General features: G+C 74.0%; 13 protein-coding genes and 1 pseudogene. 13 read left to right on the top strand and 1 reads right to left on the bottom strand.

Annotated features, from left to right (window positions below; genetic code table 11):
- Positions 1–51 precede the first annotated feature (51 nt).
- Complete coding sequence (locus ACFZB9_RS12195; RefSeq protein WP_391446212.1) at positions 52–1,167, top strand: GuaB3 family IMP dehydrogenase-related protein; 1,116 nt, start codon at positions 52–54, stop codon at positions 1,165–1,167.
- 49 nt (positions 1,168–1,216) lie between these two features.
- Here ACFZB9_RS12195 and ACFZB9_RS12190 read toward each other — a convergent pair whose 3' ends face one another.
- The gene (locus ACFZB9_RS12190) at positions 1,217–1,780 is read right to left on the bottom strand and encodes a hypothetical protein (protein WP_391446210.1); all 564 of its coding nucleotides are present in this window, start codon (positions 1,778–1,780) and stop codon (positions 1,217–1,219) included.
- Between the two features lie 221 nt (positions 1,781–2,001).
- Here ACFZB9_RS12190 and ACFZB9_RS12185 point away from each other — a divergent pair, with 221 nt between their 5' ends.
- From ACFZB9_RS12185 to ACFZB9_RS12130, 12 genes and pseudogenes are all read left to right on the top strand, one after another.
- Positions 2,002–4,128, top strand: coding sequence for a serine/threonine-protein kinase (locus ACFZB9_RS12185; protein ID WP_391446208.1), 2,127 nt, complete (start codon positions 2,002–2,004; stop codon positions 4,126–4,128).
- A gap of 18 nt (positions 4,129–4,146) precedes the next feature.
- Positions 4,147–5,319, top strand: a complete 1,173-nt coding sequence (locus ACFZB9_RS12180) for a protein kinase (RefSeq protein WP_391446206.1) — start codon at positions 4,147–4,149, stop codon at positions 5,317–5,319.
- A 158-nt stretch (positions 5,320–5,477) separates the two neighbouring features.
- Positions 5,478–7,331 (top strand): serine/threonine-protein kinase, encoded by a 1,854-nt coding sequence (locus tag ACFZB9_RS12175; RefSeq protein ID WP_391446204.1) that lies wholly within the window; start codon positions 5,478–5,480, stop codon positions 7,329–7,331.
- Between the two features lie 109 nt (positions 7,332–7,440).
- Positions 7,441–9,060 carry a succinic semialdehyde dehydrogenase gene (locus ACFZB9_RS12170; RefSeq protein WP_391446202.1) on the top strand — a complete coding sequence of 540 codons (1,620 nt, stop codon included), beginning with the start codon at positions 7,441–7,443 and terminating at the stop codon, positions 9,058–9,060.
- The gene (locus tag ACFZB9_RS12165) at positions 9,057–10,853 is read left to right on the top strand and encodes a GMC oxidoreductase (protein ID WP_391446201.1); all 1,797 of its coding nucleotides are present in this window, start codon (positions 9,057–9,059) and stop codon (positions 10,851–10,853) included. The genes ACFZB9_RS12170 and ACFZB9_RS12165 overlap by 4 nt, the downstream gene beginning before the upstream one ends.
- Before the next feature lie 149 nt (positions 10,854–11,002).
- Positions 11,003–11,587, top strand: a complete 585-nt coding sequence (locus ACFZB9_RS12160; RefSeq protein WP_391446200.1) for a hypothetical protein — start codon at positions 11,003–11,005, stop codon at positions 11,585–11,587.
- Positions 11,568–12,263 carry a class F sortase gene (locus tag ACFZB9_RS12155; RefSeq protein ID WP_391446198.1) on the top strand — a complete coding sequence of 232 codons (696 nt, stop codon included), beginning with the start codon at positions 11,568–11,570 and terminating at the stop codon, positions 12,261–12,263. Before ACFZB9_RS12160 ends, ACFZB9_RS12155 begins: the two co-directional genes overlap by 20 nt.
- A gap of 123 nt (positions 12,264–12,386) precedes the next feature.
- Positions 12,387–13,367: a hypothetical protein gene (locus ACFZB9_RS12150; protein WP_391446196.1), complete on the top strand. Its 981-nt coding sequence runs from the start codon at positions 12,387–12,389 to the stop codon at positions 13,365–13,367.
- The gene (locus ACFZB9_RS12145) at positions 13,364–14,197 is read left to right on the top strand and encodes a response regulator (protein WP_391446194.1); all 834 of its coding nucleotides are present in this window, start codon (positions 13,364–13,366) and stop codon (positions 14,195–14,197) included. The genes ACFZB9_RS12150 and ACFZB9_RS12145 overlap by 4 nt, the downstream gene beginning before the upstream one ends.
- Entirely contained in the window at positions 14,194–15,393 is a 1,200-nt protein-coding gene (locus ACFZB9_RS12140) for an ATP-binding protein (RefSeq protein ID WP_391446192.1), read from the top strand. The genes ACFZB9_RS12145 and ACFZB9_RS12140 overlap by 4 nt, the downstream gene beginning before the upstream one ends.
- A 1,031-nt stretch (positions 15,394–16,424) precedes the next feature.
- On the top strand, positions 16,425–18,020 hold the full coding sequence (gene guaA, locus ACFZB9_RS12135; protein ID WP_391446191.1) for a glutamine-hydrolyzing GMP synthase: 1,596 nt from the start codon (positions 16,425–16,427) through the stop codon (positions 18,018–18,020).
- Positions 18,021–18,372: 352 nt separating this feature from the next.
- Positions 18,373–18,894, top strand: a pseudogene (locus ACFZB9_RS12130) (DoxX family membrane protein); the annotation flags it as partial.
- Positions 18,895–18,898 lie beyond the last annotated feature (4 nt).

Raw genomic sequence — 18,898 nt, 5'->3', positions numbered from 1 at the left:
GTCCGGGATACTGGGGGCGATCGTGAGCAGCAAGAAGCAGAGAGGCTCGAAGTGACTGAGATCGAGATCGGGCGAGGCAAGCGCGGCCGGCGGGCGTACTCCTTCGACGACATCGCCGTCGTCCCCAGCCGCCGGACCCGGGACCCGAAGGAGGTCTCGATCGCCTGGCAGATCGACGCCTACCGCTTCGAGCTGCCGTTCCTGGCGGCCCCGATGGACAGCGTGGTCTCGCCCGCGCAGGCCATCGCGATCGGCCGGCTGGGCGGCCTCGGGGTGCTGAACCTCGAAGGCCTGTGGACCCGCTACGAGGACCCGCAGCCGCTGCTGGACGAGATCGCCGCCATCAGCGACGAGGCCGCCGCCACCCGCCGCCTGCAGGAGATCTACGCCGCGCCGATCCAGGCCGAGCTGATCGGCCGGCGGATCCGCGAGGTGCGCGAGTCCGGCGTGGTGACCGCCGCCGCGCTCTCGCCGCAGCGCACCGCCGAGTTCTCCAAGGCGGTCGTGGACGCGGGCGTGGACGTCTTCGTGATCCGCGGCACCACGGTCTCCGCCGAGCACGTCTCGGGTGCGGCCGAGCCGCTGAACCTCAAGCAGTTCATCTACGAGCTGGACGTCCCGGTGATCGTCGGCGGCTGCGCCACCTACACCGCGGCGCTGCACCTGATGCGCACCGGCGCGGCCGGCGTGCTGGTCGGCTTCGGCGGCGGCGCCGCGCACACCACCCGCAACGTGCTGGGCATCCAGGTCCCGATGGCCACCGCCGTCGCGGACGTGGCCGCCGCGCGCCGCGACTACATGGACGAGTCCGGCGGCCGCTACGTGCACGTGATCGCGGACGGCGGCGTCGGCTACAGCGGCGACATCGCCAAGGCGGTGGCCTGCGGCGCGGACGCGGTGATGATCGGCGCCGCGCTGGCGCGGGCCACCGACGCGCCGGGCAAGGGCTTCCACTGGGGCATGGAGGCGGTGCACGAGGAGCTGCCGCGCGGCAAGCGGGTGGACCTGGGCACCGTCGGCAACACCGAGGAGATCCTCACCGGTCCCTCGCACACCCCCGACGGCACCATGAACCTGTTCGGCGCGCTGCGCCGGGCGATGGCCACCACCGGGTACTCGGAGCTCAAGGAGTTCCAGCGGGTCGAGGTGACGGTCAGCCACCGCTGACCGCGGGTCGACAGCGGGGCCGGGCGGTTCGCCCGGCCCCGCTGCGCGTTCAGCCCCGGCCGAAGCGCCGGGTGAAGACGAAGCCCTCGGCGCCGGCGATGCCGTAGAAGAGCAGGTCCTTGGCGTCCAGCAGGCTGCGCCAGCCGGACAGGGTGTCGCCGAGATCCGAGCCGAACACGTCGGTGGGGCCCAGCCCGTACTGCTGGTGCAGCACCAGGTAGATGAAGAAGAGCTGGCCGAGGAAGACCCCGAGCAGCGAGAACAGCGCACCCAGTACCGGCAGCGCCGGGTGACGGCCGCCGAACCGGCCGAGCCCGAGGGCGATCGCCAGGGCGAGTGCGAGGGCGAACCAGCTCCACTGCCCGTCGGCCGCCTTCATGACGAAGCCGTAGGCCAGCGCGCTCGCGAGCGTGGCGACGAGCCCGGCGGTGAGCCCGGCGGTGAGTCCGGCTGCGAGCCCGGCGCCGAGCCGGCCGGGCCGTGGCGGCGCGGCGGCGATCGGTGCGTATCCGTAGGGCACCGACTGGTCGAAGGCGGGTGGCTGCGCGGAGAACGGGTGTGGCTGCTGTGGCTGTTGATGCGGCTGGGGCAGCGGTGGCTCGGGCGCGGTCATGGAGCTTCCCCAGGAGTGGAGCGGATGCGACGGGGGCGAACGCTAGCAGCGGCTTCGCGTCGGGCGACACCTGATTCAAGTCAGCCGCTGACCATTCCAGGGGTCGAGTGAACAGTAGTCAGGGGCACAGGGGATGATGGAGGCTTGGCCGTCACACCGGTGCGCGCAGCGACCCGACGGTCCGTCACCTGACCGGCAGCAGCACATGGGGGAACGCCCGAATGACCCAGCCGCAGGGCAATTCCGGACGCGTCCTGGCCGATCGCTATCGGCTCGAGTCGGTCCTCGGCAGCGGCGGCATGGGGACCGTCTGGCGCGCCGAGGACGAAATGCTGGGCCGGATAGTCGCGGTGAAGGAACTGCGGATGCACGGCGGCGTCGACGACGACGAACGCCACCGCCTGATCGTCCGGACGCTGCGGGAGGCCAAGGCCACCGCGCGGATCCGGCACACCGCCGCCGTCACCGTCTTCGACGTGGTCGAGGAGGACGACCGGCCCTGGATCGTGATGGAGCTGGTCGACGGCCGCTCGCTCGCGGAGGTCGTCAAGGAGGACGGTCCGGTGACGCCGGCCCGCGCCGCCGAGATCGCGCTCGAACTGCTCGGTGTGCTCGGGGCCGCGCACAGCCAGGGCATCCTGCACCGTGACGTCAAGCCGTCCAACGTGCTGATCGGCGAGGACGGCCGGGTGGTGCTGACCGACTTCGGCATCGCCAGCGTGGAGGGCGACAGTTCGGTCACCTCCACCGGCATGCTGGTCGGCGCGCCCTCGTACATCTCGCCGGAGCGGGCCCGCGGGCAGAAGCCGGGACCGCCGGCCGACCTGTGGTCGCTGGGCGGCACGCTGTACGCGATGCTGGAGGGCAAGCCGCCCTACGACCGGGGATCCGCGCTGGCCACGCTCACCGCGGTGATGACCGAGGAGCTGCCGGCGCCGGCCAACGCCGGGCCGCTGCGGCCGGTGATCGAGGGCCTGCTGGACAAGGACCCCGAGAAGCGGCTGGACGCCTCGACCACCCGCTCGATGCTCAAGCGGATCGTGGCGGAGTCGACCACGCGGGCCGAGTCGACCACCCAGGCGGCGGTGCCGGCTGCGGAGTTGACCAAGATCGACCTCGCCACGGCGAAGGGGCCGGCGGAGAGCAAGGGCAGGACGCCCGGGGGGAAGAAGGCCGGAGGGAAGGGCCCCGGAGGGAAGGACCCCGGAGGGAAGAACGCCGAGGAGAAGAACGCGCCGGAGAAGGCCGAGGCGGCATCGGAAGTCGCAGCGGCCGACGCTGCGGGCAAGCCGGCCGCAGCGGCGAAGCGCAAGCCGGGCCTGCGGCCCGGGCTGAGCACCGTGCGGGTGGGCAGCCGGGTGCCGGCCGGCGAGAGCGCCGCAGCCGCACCCGCCCCCCGCGCCGAGGCCCCGGCCGCGCCGGAGCCGGTCGCCGCGGCCGCCGGTGCGGGCGACGGCGGCTGGTCGCGCAGCGGCACGCTGGGTGCGGCCGCGCGCTGGTCGCGGCGCCGGCAGCTGCTGGTCGCCGTGGTGCTGGTGCTGCTGCTGATAGCGGGCGGCGTCTGGCTGGCGGTGGGGTCGGGCGGCTCGACGGCCAAGAAGGGCGCGGCCGCCGCTCCGGCAGCCGGTACCGGCGGCTCCGGCACCGGCACGGGCTCCGCCGTGTCGCACACCTCCGCCGGCGCCGGTACGGGCACCCCCGCGGGCGCGGCCCCGGCCGGCAGCACGCCCGCCACCAATGCCGCCACGCCGCCGGCGGCTCCGGACAGCCCGGCCGGTTCACCCGCCGCGTCCACCACGCCGACGCCCTCGACCGCCGCGAACGGCGCCGCGCCGAGCGGTTCGGCGAACAGCTCACCGAGCGGATCGCCCAGCGGATCGCCCAGCGGTTCGCCGAGCCCCAGCGTGCCGGCCGGCTACTCCCTCTACACCGACCCCTCCGGCTTCTCCATCCAGCTGCCCGCCTGGCTCGCCCACGACACGGGCGCCTCGAAGCAGAACAGCCAGGTCTTCGACGGCAACGGCCTGCGCCTGCAGATCGATTGGACCGACTCGCCGGGCGCCAGCGCCCTCGCCAACTGGCAGTCGGAGGAGAGGCAGGTCGCGCCCGGCCTCAGCAACTACCAGCGGGTCCAGCTGGCGGGGATCGGCTACCGCAGCTGGAGCAACGCCGCCGACTGGGAGTGGACCTTCGGCTCGGACACCAAGCAGCACTCGTTGAACCGCGGCTTCGTCACCGGCCGTCATGGTTATGCGCTCTACTGGACCGCGAACGACAGCGACTGGAACAGCCCCGCGAACAGCGACGCCCGGAACAACGCGTTCCAGACCTTCGAGCCTGCGCCATAACGAGAGAGGGGGCCGCCCATGCGAGCTGGCCCTGGCCAGACGGTGGCCGCCCGGTACGAGGTGACGGACCGCGCCCCGCAGGACGGGACGGCCGGCCCGCGCCGACTCGCCACCGACCTGCGCAGCGGCGTCCCGGTGCTGCTGGAGGCGCTGGAACTGCCCGAGGTGCTGGTGCCCGAGCTGGCCGGCAGCGCCGATTTCGAGGCCAGCCGCTGGCTCGATCCCGCCGAGGTGCTGGCCGCCGTGCGCGCGGTCCTCGCCAGGACGCCCGAGCACGCCAGGCTGCGGCAGGTCTTCGAGGTGCTCGCGGAGGACGGCCTGGTCTGGGTGGTGGGCGAGCAGCCGGTGGCGGTCGAGCTGTCCGAGCTGCTCCAGGAAGGCCCGCTGGAGCCCTACCGGGCCGCCGAGCTCGCCGCCGATCTGGTGAGCGGGCTGGGCGCGGTGCACCGGGCGGGTCTGGCACACGGTCAGGTGGTGGCCGAGCAGGTGCTGATCTGCGCGGACGGAGCCGCGCTGCTCGGCGGCCAGGCGGGCGCGGCGGCCGAGGAGGCGCTGGCCCGCGGGCTCTCCGGTACCGACGGGCGGCGCTGGGCGCAGGCACGCGCCGGGCTGGTCGGCACCCGGGCCGAGCGCTGGTCGCCCGAACTGCTGCGCCCCGAACTGCTGGGGCAGGGCGCCGCCGCGGGACCCGAGGCGGACCTGTGGGCGCTGGGGGTGCTGCTCCAGCGGGTGCTGACCGGACAGGGCCCGTTCCCCGAGGCGACCCCCACCGCGCTCTTCGCGGCCGTGCGGGCGGGGCAGCGGTCCACCAGCGGGGGGTGCGGTCCGCTCGCCCCGCTGGTGGACCGGCTGCTGGCCGCCGACCCGGCCGAGCGGCCCACGGCCGAGGAGGCCGGGCGCTGGCTGGCCGAGCTGCTGGCGCACGCGCCCGAGCCGCTGCAGGCCGTCGAGCCCGCCCAGGCACTGCCGGTGCCGCGCCCGGCCTGGCCGCTGGTGCCGCGCCCGCGCCACAGGGGAGCGCCTTCGGCCGAGGCCGGGGGGCAGAGCGCGGCGCAGGTGGCACCCGAGCCCGCCCGGCACGCCCATGCCGCGGCCCGGCGGCCCTCGCGGCTGCTGCCGGTGGTGCTGGTGGGCGGGGTGCTGGCCGCGATGGTGCTGGGAATCGCGGCCGTGGTGGTCTTCGCCGGGTGACGGCGAGGCGGTCGGCGGGGCCCTGGACATCACAGCCCGGTCACGTGGCCGGGTCGCGATGAACGTCTTAGGAATAGACGCCTAGGCTGGGATCGGAACATTGTCCGAGCGGTGATCAGATGCGTGGTGCACCGAATGACGAGGGGGGAGCGGTCGCCGTGAGTGGACAGGAGCAGGCGGGGGCTGCCACCGAGTCCGAGCGGGCCGAGCCGATCGCCGCCGCCGAGACGCGACGGATGCTGGCCGGGCGCTACGAGTTGGGGGATCGGCTCGGTCGTGGCGGCATGGGCACGGTCTGGCGCGCCCGGGACCTGATGCTGGACCGCGAGGTGGCGGTCAAGGAGCTGACCGTCGACCACCTGCCGGAGGAGGATCTGGCGATCCTTCAGTCCCGGATGAAGCAGGAGGCCAGAGCCGCGGCCCGGATCAAGCACGCCGGTGTGATCACCATTCACGACGTGCTGGAGCAGGGTGGCCGGCCGTGGATCGTGATGGAGCTGATCGACGGCCGCTCGCTGGCCGACGTGATCTCCCAGGACGGCCCGCTCTCCCCGCGCGAGGCGGCCGAGGTCGGCACCCAGGTGCTGGCCGCGCTGCACCGGGGCCACCAGCTCGGGGTGCTGCACCGGGACGTCAAGCCGGCCAACGTGCTGCTGGAGCACGGCACCGGCCGGGTGGTCCTGCTCGACTTCGGCATCGCCAAGTTCGAGGGCTCCTCCGAGCTGACCCGCCCCGGCGACCTGGTCGGCTCGCCCGACTACCTGGCGCCCGAGCGCGCCCAGGGCGAGCGCCCCGGACCGGCCTCGGACCTGTGGGGCCTGGGCGCCACGCTCTACACCGCGGTGGAGGGCCAGTCGCCGTTCCGCCGCTACGACCCGCTGAGCACGCTGGCCGCCGTGGTCTCCGAGCCGCTGCCCGAGCCGCGCAACGCGGGCGCGCTCGGTCCGGTGCTGGCCGCGCTGATGGCCAAGGACGCGAACGACCGCCCGAGCGCGGACGAGGCGCTGCAGATGCTGCGCGAGGTGAAGTCCGGCTACACCCTGGGGATCACCGTGCGGCCTCCGCTGCAGCGGGTGCCCACCCAGGTGGTGCCCATAGTGGACCGCCGGCCGGCCGAGGAGGAGCCCGCGACGCCCTGGGTGGCGAGCGGGCAGCAGCCGCCGGTCGCCCAGGGCGCCGCGACGGCGCAGACCCCGTCGGTCGCGCAGACCCCGTCGGTCGTCCAGCACACCCCCACGGCAACCTCGCTCCCGGCCGCGGCCCCCGCCCCGGCGCAGGCGCCCGCCCCGCCCGCGCGCCGTCGTCGCCGGGGCCTGCGGACGGCGCTGGTCGGGCTGACCGCGGCCGTGGTCAGCGGCGCGGTGGCCTTCGGGGTGGTCCGGCTGGAGCACCGTGGCACGCCGGTGGCCGACCCGTCCACGTCGGTGAGCAGCACGCCCAGTGCCTCCCCGAGCAGCCCGGTCACGACCGCCCCCACCGGCACCGCCGTGCTCTCCGGGCCGGCGCCGGCCGGCTACGCGTGGCAGACCGATCCGAGTGGCTTCCGCTTCCCGTTGCCGCTGGACGGCGGCTCCTGGCAGCGCACCATGGACGACAAGAACCAGATCTTCTACAGCCCCGACAACAAGCGGCACTTCCTCCAGTTCGCGGTCACGGTCGGTGACGCGGTCGCGCCGTACGACAACATGCTGAGCATGGAGGCGCAGCTGCGGCAGAACTCCAAGGACTACCACCGGGTGAGCCTGGTCCAGACCACCGTGCGCGGTCATGAGGCGGCTCGGCTGGAGTGGGGCTACACCCAGGTGTCCGGGTCGAACCCGGGCAAGCGCACGGTGATCGACGAGGAGTACCGGGACTCGGACGGGACCAGCTACGCGATCCTCTCGTCCGGCCCCGACGCCGACGGGGTCGCGACGCAGCAGCGGCTGACCGCGGTCCTCAACAACTTCAACCCCGTCGCCCAGTCCGGCGGCGCGGCCGTCCAGGCGCCCACGACGCCACCGACCGGCTGACCGCACGCCCGGCCGGACCCTCCCCGGACCCCGATCGCGCCCGCACTCGGGGTCCGATTCCTGTTACCGACGGGTACCGGACCCGCCGTCAAGAGCCTAGGCTGCGCCCATGACGGACATCACGGCAGAAAGCCGCAGCACCGGCCGCAACCCCGTGGCCCCGGGTGCCGGTCGTACGGTCACCTCGGCGGTCCCGCAGTCCCTGGTCCGAAGGCTCGCCCGGGGCATCACCGCCACCGGCGGCGCCGAGCCCGCGCTGACCCGGACGCCGCTGACCGGCGAGGTGCTGGCCGAGCTGCCGCAGTCGACCACCGAGGACGTCAAGGTCGCCTTCGAGCTGGCCCGGCGGGCCCAGCAGGCGTGGGCCGCGCAGCCGGTGCGGCGCCGTGTGGCGGTGCTGCTGCGCTTCCACGACCTGCTGCTCAAGCGGCAGGACGAGGTGCTCGACCTGATCCAGGCGGAGACCGGCAAGGCCCGGCTGCACGCCTTCACGGAGATCCTGGCCACCACGATGGCCGCCCGCCACTACGGGCGCGCCGCGGCCGGCTACCTCAAGGACCGCCGTCGCGGCGGCGCGGTCCCGGTCCTCACCAAGGCGGTGGAGGCCCGCCGGCCCAAGGGCGTGATCGGCCAGATCTCCCCGTGGAACTACCCGCTGGAGCTGTCGGTCGGCGATGCGCTGCCGGCCTTCGCCGCGGGCAACGCGGTGGTCAACAAGCCCGACACGCAGACCGCGCTGACCGCGCTGTGGGCCCGCGAGCTGCTGATCGAGGCCGGGCTGCCGGCGGATCTGTGGCAGATCGTGGTGGGCGAGGGGCCGGTGATCGGCCCGGCCGTGGTCGAGCACGCGGACTACGTCGCGTTCACCGGCTCCACCGCCACCGGGCGCGAGGTGGCCCGGCGGGCGGCCGGCCGGCTGGTCGGCGCCTCGCTCGAACTCGGCGGCAAGAACGCCATGCTGGTGCTTGCCGACGCCGATCTGGACAAGGCGGCCGAGGGCGCGGTGCGGGCCTGCTTCGACTCCGCGGGGCAGCTGTGCATCGCGGTCGAGCGGCTCTTCGTGCACCGCTCGGTGGCCGATGCCTTCCTCGCCCGGTTCGCCGAGCGGACCAGGGCGCTGCGCCTGGGCGCCGGCCTGGCCTATGGCGCGGACATGGGGTCGCTGGTCTCCGAGCGGCAGCTGGAGACGGTCAGCCGGCACGTGGCGGAGGCCGTCAAGGCGGGCGCCACGGTACTGGCCGGCGGGCAGGCCCGCCCGGAGCTGGGGCCGCTCTTCTACGAGCCCACCATCCTGGACGGGGTCACCCCCGAGATGGCGGTCTGCACGCAGGAGACCTTCGGCCCGGTGGTCTCGGTCTACCGGTTCGACACCGAGGAGGAGGCCGTCGAGCGGGCCAACGCCACGCCGTACGGGCTCAATTCGAGCATCTGGACGAAGGACACCCGGCGCGGCCGGGCCATCGCGGCCCGCTTGCGCACCGGCACCGTCAACGTCAACGAGGGTTACGCGGCGGCCTACGGCTCGGTGGCCTCGCCGATGGGCGGTATGGGCGAGTCGGGGCTCGGCCGCCGGCACGGCGCGGAGGGCATCCTGCGCTACACCGAGGGCCAGACCATCGCGACCCAGCGGCTGTTGCCGATCGCGCCGTCGCTGGGTCTGACCGACGAGAAGTTCGCGGCGGTGTTCACCACCAGCCTGCGGGCGTTGAAGGCGCTGGGGCTCAAGTGACCGACGGGGAGCAGGCGGTGGAGGACTTCGACTACGACGTGATCGTGGTCGGCTCGGGGTTCGGCGGCTCGGTCAGCGCGTTGCGGTTGACCGAGAAGGGCTACCGGGTCGCGGTGCTGGAGGCCGGGCGGCGCTTCGGGCGCGACGAACTGCCCAGGAACTCCTGGGACGTGAAGAACTACCTGTGGGCGCCGGGTCTGGGCCTGTACGGCATCCAGCGGATCCACCTGCTGGCCAACGTGCTGGTGCTCGGCGGGGCGGGGGTGGGCGGCGGCTCGCTCAACTACGCCAACACGCTCTACGTACCGCCGAAGGCCTTCTTCGAGGACCGGCAGTGGCAGCACATCACCGACTGGGCCGAGGAGTTGGCCCCCTTCTACGACCAGGCGCAGCGGATGCTCGGGGTGCGCGCCAACCCCACCACCACGCCCTCGGACGTGCACCTGAAGGCGGCGGCCGAGCGGATGGGAGTGGGCGACAGCTTCCACTTCGCGCCGGTGGGCGTCTTCTTCGGGGACGGCCGGGACGCCGACGGGAGTGCCAAGGCGGCCCCGGGCGGCGAGGTGGAGGACCCGTACTTCGGCGGCGCCGGGCCGAGCCGCAAGGCCTGCGTGGAGTGCGGCGAGTGCATGACCGGCTGCCGGCACGGCGCCAAGAACACGCTCACCGAGAACTACCTCTTCCTGGCCGAGGCGGGCGGCGCCGAGATCCACCCGCTCACCACGGTGGCCCGGATCCGCGAGCTCGACGGCGGCTTCGCGGTGGACGTCAAGCGCACCAACGCCCGCGGCGCGGCGGCCGAGCGGGCCGGCGCCAGGACGCTGACCGCGGCCAGGGTGGTGGTGGCGGCCGGCACCTACGGCACCCAGACGCTGCTGCACACCATGCGCGACCAGGGCCGGCTGCCCCGGATCTCGGCCGCGCTCGGCAAGCTGACCCGCACCAACTCCGAGGCGCTGGTGGGCGCGCAGACCACGCCCCGGCGCTACGGCGGCCCGGTGGACTTCACCAAGGGGGTGGCGATCACCTCCTCGATCCACCCCGACGAGAACACCCACATCGAGCCGGTGCGCTACGGCAAGGGCTCCAACGCGATGGGCTTCCTGTCGATCCTGCAGGTGCCGGGCGGTGGCCGCGGTCCGCGCTGGCTGCGGGCCGGTGCCACGGCGGTCAAGCACCCCACGGTCTTCGCCCGTTCGCTGAGCAACTACCGCTGGTCGGAGCGGACCATCATCGGCCTGGTGATGCAGTCGCTGGACAACTCGATCACCGTCTCGCTCAGGCAGAAGGGCCTGGGGAAGGGCAAACTGACCTCCCGGCAGGGCCACGGCGAGCCGAACCCGACCTGGATCCCGGCCGCCGAGCAGGGCGCCCAGGCGCTGGCCGCCGAGATCAACGGGTTCGCGGGCAGCACGGTCGGCGAGATCTTCGACATCCCGATGACCGCGCACTTCATCGGCGGCTGCCCGATCGCGGACAGCCCCGAGCACGGCGTGGTCGACCCCTACCAACGGCTCTACGGCTACCCGGGGATCAGCGTGGTGGACGGCTCCACGATCTCCGCCAACCTCGGCGTCAACCCCTCGCTGTCGATCACCGCGCAGGCCGAGCGGGCGATGTCGATGTGGCCCAACAAGGGCGAGCCGGACCCGCGGCCGGCCCAGGGCGAGGCCTACCGTCGGGTTCCCGCGGTCGTGCCGGTGCGGCCGGCGGTGCCCGCCGGGGCCTTCGGCGAGCTGCGGCTGCCGCTGCTCGCGGTGCCCGAGGTGCCGAAGAAAGAGAAGCAGGGGTAGGCACGTCCGGTGGGTCGCCAAGGACCGTTACACACCCGCGCGGTGGGTGTTACACGGCCGGCGGCCCACCGTGCGGTGGGCTTCCTAGCGTGGGCACCACACCGCCTGGGCCACCAGGGCCCAGTCGGCGGAACCTCGGAGGACCACCCATGTCACGTGCTCGTTCCCCGCGTCGCTCCGCGCGTCTGACGCTGGTCGGCTTCGGCGTCGCGGCCGTTCTGGCCGGCTCCACGACGGCTGCCTTCGCGGACGGCGCGCCGAGCGCCGCGCCCACCCCGGCGGCCAGCGCGCCGGCTCCCGCGTCCACCCCGGCGGCCAGCGCGCCGGCTCCCTCGTCCTCGCCGAGCGCCCCGGGCGGGGTGGCCGTCATGCCGACGCCGGCGGCCGGCGGGCCGGCTCCCGCGTCGACTCCCGCGGCCGGCTCGGCGGTCAAGGTCGCGGCTCCCTCCTCCTCGCCGAACGCCTCGGGCGGTGCGGCTGTCATGCCGACCCCCGCGGCCGCCGGCTCGGCCAAGGGCGTCGCTCCCTCGGCCTCGGCGAGTGCGCCGGGCGCGTCGGCCACCGCCGGCTCGGGGGCGCAGGTCAAGGCCGTGCCCAAGGGCGGCGCCCAGACCGGTGAGGGTTCGACCGGCACCTCCTCCACCGCGCTGGCGGGTGGCTCGGTGCTGGGCGCCGGCGGCCTGGCGGCCATCGGCTACGCGATCCGCCGTCGCCGTGCGGGCTCGGCGGCCTGAGCGCCGCCGCCACGGTCGGCGCCCGCGCAGGTGGGCGCCGTTCGCGGCGGGCGGTGCCCTCGCCCTGGCGCTCGGCGGGTTCCTGCTCGGGCACACCACCCAGCAGCCGCCGCCCGTGCGGATCAACACGGTCGCGGCAGCGCCCATGAACAGCCAGGACACGCCGTCGGGGACCGCGCCCAGCGGCGCGGCGCCCGCCGGCGCCCCGTCCGGCGGTGCGAAGCCGGCCGCGCCGCCGACCCGGCTGGTGATCCCGAGTATCGGGGTGGACGCCGCGGTAAGTCCCGGTGGTCTGAACTCCGACGGCACGGTGGAGGTCCCGCCGCTTGACCAGCCGTCCCAGGTCGACTGGTACGACCAGGGGCCCGCGCCCGGCGCGGTGGGTCCCGCGGTGCTGCTCGGTCACGTGGACACCAAGGCCGGTCCCGCGGTCTTCGCCAAGCTGCCGAAGCTCAAGCCGGGCGACCGGATCGAGATCCACCGCGGCGACGGCAGCACGGTGACCTTCCAGGTCCGCAAGCTGGAGCAGCCGCACAAGGACCAGTTCCCGACCGACGAGGTGTACGGGAACACCGACACACCGCAGTTGCGGGTGATCACCTGCGGCGGATCGCTGCAGAGCAACGGGCATTACTCCGATAACATCATCGTCTTCGCGGATCTGGTCTCGTCCTAGGGCCGGTCCGACCGCCTGACGATGCAACCTGCCGGGTGCTCGCGGACGTGTCAGCCGCTGACCGGGGCCGGCGACCGAAACGTCCGCAAGCCCCGTCCGCCCCGTCGAAAGGCGCTGTTCCGCGTGAGTTCCTGGCTCAGTCGCACCGCCGCCCGGTGCGGCGTGGTGCCCGCCGTGCTGGCCCTGGCCGCGCTGGCCGCCCTGGCGGGCTGCGCCGACACCGGGCAGCTGCACGACGCCGGTGCGACCCGTCCGCTCTCGGCGCCCTCCAGCCCGCCCACCCCGGTGGCGCTGTGGGCGGCGGTGGGCACCGCGCCCACCCCGTCCGCCTCGGCCACGCAGCCGGTGGGCGCGCTCACCCCGGTCCCGGGCATCACCGTGTCCGGCGCCGACCTGCGCTCGGCGGACGTCCACCAGCTGCTGCGGCAGGACCCGCAGCTGAAGGACGCGGAACGGGCGGCGCTGGCGGGCTGCACCGGCTGCCAGGTGCTCGATCCGCGCTACGCCGACCTGGTCGGCGACGGCGGGGCCGAGCTGATCACCGCCGTGCTCACCGCCGACCAGCACGCCTACCTGCACGTCTACCAGTTGCGGGACCACCAGGTGCTGGCGGTGCCGGAGATCTCGGTGCTGCCCGGCTTCACCGCGCAGACGGTCGGCCGGGACCTGGTGGTGAACGAGCCGACCAGCGCGGCCACCGAGACCAGCAGCACCTACCGCTGGGACAGCGGCCAACTGGTCCGGGTGGAGACCAAGTTCACCGGGCCCGACACGATGACCACGCCCGACTGCCAGCCGGGCGTGGTCACCCAGCCCTACCCGCCCGGCAAGCCCTCCCACCCGCAGCCCTCCGCCGTGGCCTCCGCCGGGCCCGCCGCCGCGCCGTCGGGGCCCTCCTCCTACCTGCCGCCCACGGCGCCGCCCGGCGCCAAGACCTCGGCGTCACCGAGGACCGGCGTCGGGCCGGTCACCAGTGCGGTACCGGCGAACACGCCACCGGTGAACCCGGCACCGTCGAATTCGGCGCCGGTGAATCCGGCACCGTCCAACTCGGCGCCATCGTCCGTGGCACCGTCGAAGCCGACCGCGGAGCGCACACCATGACCACCTCCGGCACACCGCGGATCCTGCTGGTCGAGGACGACGAGGTGATCCGCGAGGCGACCCGGATGGCGCTGGAGCGCTACGGGTTCCCGGTGGACACCGCCGCCGACGGCCTGGAGGGCCTGGAGCGGTTCCGCGCCGGGCGCCCCGACCTGATGCTGCTCGACGTGATGCTGCCGCTGCTGGACGGCGTGGGCCTGTGCCGCCGGATCCGCGAGGAGAGCCAGCTGCCGATCCTGATGATGTCGGCCCGCACCGACCCGATCGACGTGATCTCGGGCCTGGAGGCGGGGGCGGACGACTACCTGGTCAAGCCGTTCGAGACAGCGGTGCTGGTGGCGCGGATCCGTACCGTGCTGCGGCGCACCGGGCTGCCCTCGGCCGCCCCGGTGAGCCCCGTGCCCGCCGCGCCGCCCGCCGCTCCTCCGGTGCCCCCCGTTCCACCGTTCCCGCCCACGGCACCGGCCCCCGCCGCCCCCATGGCCCCGCCCGCCGCATCCGCACCGCCGGCCCCCACGCGCACCGTGCGGTCGATCGACGGCCTGGAGGTGGACACCGACGCCATGGAGGTGCGCGCCGACGGCCGTCCGGTGCTGCTCACCCCCACCGAGCTGCGGCTGCTGCTGGAGTTCACCGCCGCGCCCGGCATCCTGCTGGAGCGGCACACCCTGCTGGAGCGGGTCTGGGACTACGCCTGGGGCGCCGACACCCGGGTGGTGGACGTGCATGTGCAGCGGCTGCGGGCCAAGATCGGCGCGGGCCGGATCGAGACCGTCCGCGGCTTCGGCTACAAGCTGCGCACCCGGCGCGGGACCGGCGGGGCCGAGTGAACCTGCGCCGCCAGATCGCGGTCACCGTCGCGCTGGTCTCCTGCCTGGTGGCGCTCACCGTCGGCCTGCTGGTCCACCAGGCCTCCGTCCAGCAGCACACCGACCAGGCGCGCAGCGCGGCCGAGAACGCGCTGGACGCCGCGCTGGACGGCTACAGCCGGACCGGGGCGCTGGCCTGGAACGCCAAGCTCGACGACCCCGAACTGCCGCCCAGGCTCCGCGAACTGGCCACCGACGGGCACCACGGCTCGATGCTCGTGCACGGCCCCACCGGGACCCGGATGTGGGCGGCGGCCGGCAGCAACGGCCGGATCTTCTCGCTCTGGATCGACTTCGACCAGGACGAGAAGGCCATCAGCGACCTGGACCGCAGCATCATGATCTCGGCCGCCCTGTCGGTGGTGGTGACGGTGCTCGCCGGGGTCCTGGTGGCACACCGGATCAGCCGCCGGCTGCGCACCGCGGCCCGCACCGCGCGCACCATCGCGCAGGGCGACCTGGGCGCCCGGATCGGATCGCTGGGCCGCTCGCGCGACGAGGTCGCCGAACTCGCCGCCGCCGTCGACTCCATGTCGGCCGTGCTGAGCAGCAAGCTGGAGAACGAGCAGCGGTTCACCGCCGACGTCGCGCACGAGCTGCGCACGCCGTTGACCGGCCTGCTCACCGCGGCCGGGCTGCTGCCGCCGGGGCGGCCCACCGAGCTGGTGCAGGACCGGGTGCGGGTGCTCTGCGCACTCACCGAGGACCTGCTGGAGGTCTCCCGGCTGGACGCGGGCGCCGAGCTGCCCGAGCTGTCCCCGGTCACCCTCGGGCCGTTGCTGAGGCGGATCCTGGCGGTGGCCGGGCCCGCGGTGGAGCTGCGGATCGAGGCGGACGCCGAGGTGACCACCGATCCGCGCCGACTGGACCGGGTGGTGGCCAACCTGGTGACCAACGCGCAGAAGCACGGCGCCGCGCCGATCCAGGTGGTGGTCGCCGGTCCCACCGTCACCGTTCGCGACCACGGCCCCGGATACCCGGCGGACGTCCTGGAGTTCGGGCCGCAGCGGTTCCGTACCGGTGCCCGGGAACGCGGCCGCGGGCACGGCCTGGGCCTGACCATCGCGCAGGGGCACGCGGCGGCGATCGGAGTCGGGCTGCGGCTGGCCAACCATCCGGACGGCGGCGCGCTGGCGGAGCTGACTTTCCGTCAGTAGGCCCGGCTCGCAGGCGAGTCGACCCCTCCCTTGCCAGGGTGAGCGGCCGCGCCGGACCGGGCGGGGGCGGCGGCCCCGGGCAAGGCTGCCCGGGCAAGGGGCTGTCCGGGTAAGGCAAAGGGCCCCGCGGGGGAACGGGGCCCTTTGTCGCTCAGCACACGGCGTCAGGGCTGCGCCGGTGCTGCGGCGACGGCGCCGGGGGATGAGCGCCGTCTATTCGGTTGGCTTCGTGTCGTGCCCCGGCGGACCGGGCGCGAACGCGGGCCGGGCGCCGGGAGGTGGTCCCGCGCACCGACTGGCCGCCGTACCCTCACGGAGTGTGAGGCGATACCCACTGTTACCGCCGATGGGCAGTCGTGGGAAGCAAGTGACCGACGGCCCGAGTCGGCCACCGGAGAACCCCCTCCCCAGCATCGTGGTGGACACAGGCCATGCTCTGCAACCGATTCGGCCGACTTCGGTCCAGCGCATTTTTCGCCGACCGTGCTCCTGGCAGCCTCTCGGCAGCTGGTCCGGACCTGTTCCGGGCCCGGCGACCTGGGACGCTGCGGTGACGTTCGGTAGTCGTACAAGTCGTTCGACCGGGTGGTGCGGCGGTCGGTCCGGGCGTCCCCGGGCCTGCCGCCGCACCACCCGGCGCAGTCGGGAGCCGGCCGCTGTCCCCTGCCGCCGGTTCCACCGCACCCGCGCGCGGTCCCACGGCGCTCCGGCCCGCCGGTGCCGCCGGCGGCGGAGCGCCACACGCACGAGTGGACTGGAATCTTCCACGCGTGGTCCTGCCGGACCGTACGGGCGCGGGCCCGGGCGCCGATGCGCCGCACCTGGCCGGTACGGCGCGGTCGTACGGTCGCCGGTAGAACGAGCGCGCGCCCGGTGCGGACACGGCCGATGGGGGAGTCGCGGGCAAAGGGGTGAAAGGGGTGAAGAGGGCGGCCGGTAGAATCGGTGGTGACACCCCCACCGGTCGCCCGCCGCCGCCCTTGCCGGCGCGCTGCGTGCGACACCTCCCGTTCGCTGCCGGAAGGCCGTCTGTGTCCTCTGCTACCCCCGACCAGTCCGTACCGTCGGTCGACACCGTCCTGGTGGTCGACTTCGGCGCCCAGTACGCCCAGCTCATCGCCCGTCGGGTGCGTGAGGCACGGGTCTACAGCGAGATCGTGCCGAGCACCATGCCGGTCACCGAGATGCTCGCCAAGAACCCGAAGGCGATCATCCTCTCCGGCGGTCCGTCCTCGGTCTACGAGGAGGGCGCGCCGCGCCTCGACCGCGCGATCTTCGAGGCCGGGGTGCCGGTCTTCGGCATGTGCTACGGCTTCCAGCTGATGGCGATCACCCTCGGCGGAACGGTCGACGACAACGGTGCGCGCGAGTACGGCCGCACCCCGCTGCACGTCACCAAGGCCGGCTCGACGCTCTTCGAGGGCACCCCGGCCGAGCAGTCGGTGTGGATGTCGCACGGCGACGCCTGCTCCGCCGCCCCCGAGGGCTTCACCGTGACCGCCTCCACCGACGTGGTCCCGGTCGCCGCCTTCGAGAACGACGAGGCCAAGCTCTACGGCGTCCAGTACCACCCCGAGGTGCTGCACTCCACGCACGGCCAGCAGATCCTGGAGCACTTCCTCTACCGCGGCGCGGGCCTGGCCCCGACCTGGACCACCCACAACGTGGTCGACGAGCAGGTCGCGCTGATCAAGGCGCAGGTCGGCACCAAGCGCGCGATCTGCGGCCTGTCCGGCGGCGTGGACTCCGCGGTCGCGGCCGCGCTGGTGCAGAAGGCCATCGGCTCCCAGCTGACCTGCGTCTACGTGGACCACGGTCTGATGCGCCAGGGCGAGACCGAGCAGGTCGAGAAGGACTTCGTGGCCGCCACCGGCGTCAAGCTCAAGGTGGTCGACGCCCAGGAGCGGTTCCTGACCGCGCTCAAGGGCGTCAGCGACCCGGAGCAGAAGCGCAAGATCATCGGCCGGGAGTTCATCCGGGTCTTCGAGCAGGCGCAGGCCGAGATCGTGGCCGAGGCCGGCGAGCACGGCGAGTCGGTCGACTTCCTGGTCCAGGGCACCCTCTACCCGGACGTGGTGGAGTCCGGTGGCGGCACCGGCACCGCGAACATCAAGTCGCACCACAACGTCGGCGGCCTGCCGGAGGACCTGCAGTTCTCGCTGGTCGAGCCGCTGCGCAAGCTGTTCAAGGACGAGGTCCGGATGGTGGGCCAGGAGCTCGGCCTGCCCGAGGAGATCGTCCAGCGCCAGCCGTTCCCGGGCCCGGGCCTGGGCATCCGGATCGTCGGCGAGGTCACCAAGGAGCGCCTGGACCTGCTGCGCGAGGCCGACGCGATCGCCCGCGAGGAGCTGACCGCGGCCGGGCTGGACCGTGAGATCTGGCAGTGCCCGGTGGTGCTGCTGGCGGACGTGCGCAGCGTCGGCGTGCAGGGCGACGGCCGTACCTACGGTCACCCGATCGTGCTGCGCCCGGTCTCCTCCGAGGACGCGATGACCGCCGACTGGTCGCGCCTGCCCTACGAGGTGCTGGCCAAGATCTCCACCCGGATCACCAACGAGGTGCGCGACGTCAACCGCGTGGTGCTGGACGTGACCAGCAAGCCGCCGGGCACCATCGAGTGGGAGTGATCGTCCAGCGGGCCTGACCGGGCCCGCCGGAAAACTCCCGTCAGCTGTTGAACGGCCGCACCGCCATCCGCGTACCCGTGGGTGGCGGTGCGGCCGTTCGCGTCAGATCCGGCCGGGTCGCGGCTGGGCGCCAAGCCGGCGCCCAGGTGGGCGGGATACCGTCGGGATCGGGCTGGAACGGGCAGAATCCCACCCGAACCGGTCGCGGGTGGACAGGCTGTGGCGTGGAGAGGCGGACTGCTGTGGGAAGGGTGACGCGATGATGGAGGGGACCACGGACCCGGTGGAGACCGCTGGACCGACCGCTGTGCCGACCGCTGGACCGACCGCTGTGCCGACCGCTGGACCGCCCGTGGGGCCGGCACCCGCGGGGCCGGGCGGCCGGGCGGCGCGGGCGGCCCAGCGCCGGGCGTTCGCCGGTCGGTACGCGCTGCTGCCGGTGCGCCTGTTCCTCGGCGTCACCTTCGCCTTCGCGGGCCTGGACAAGCTCGCCGACAGCCACTACCTGGCCGGGGCCGGCGACCCGCAGTCCTTCTACGCGCAGACCGTGGCCGCCCGGGCGAACAGCCCGATCGGCTGGGCCCTGGCCCCGGCGCTGCACCAGCCCACCTTCTTCGGCCTGCTGATCGCCTTCGGCGAGCTGGCGGTCGGGCTCGGCACGCTGTGCGGGCTGTGGGGCCGGGTGGCCGCGCTCGGCGGCGCGCTGCTCAGCCTGACCCTGTTCCTGACCGTCAGCTTCCACATCTCGCCCTACTACCTGGGCAACGACCTGCCCTACCTGATGGCCTGGACCACCCTGCTGCTGGCCGGGACGCCGTACCTGTCGGTCGACGGCTTCATCGCGGGCCGGGCCGAGCGCGACCGGCGGCGCGGCCTGG

Source organism: Kitasatospora sp. NPDC008050 (genome assembly GCF_042957465.1).
Classification (GTDB): domain Bacteria; phylum Actinomycetota; class Actinomycetes; order Streptomycetales; family Streptomycetaceae; genus Kitasatospora.
Note: the sequence above shows the minus strand (reverse complement) of the source record. Positions and strands in the feature narration are given on the sequence as shown.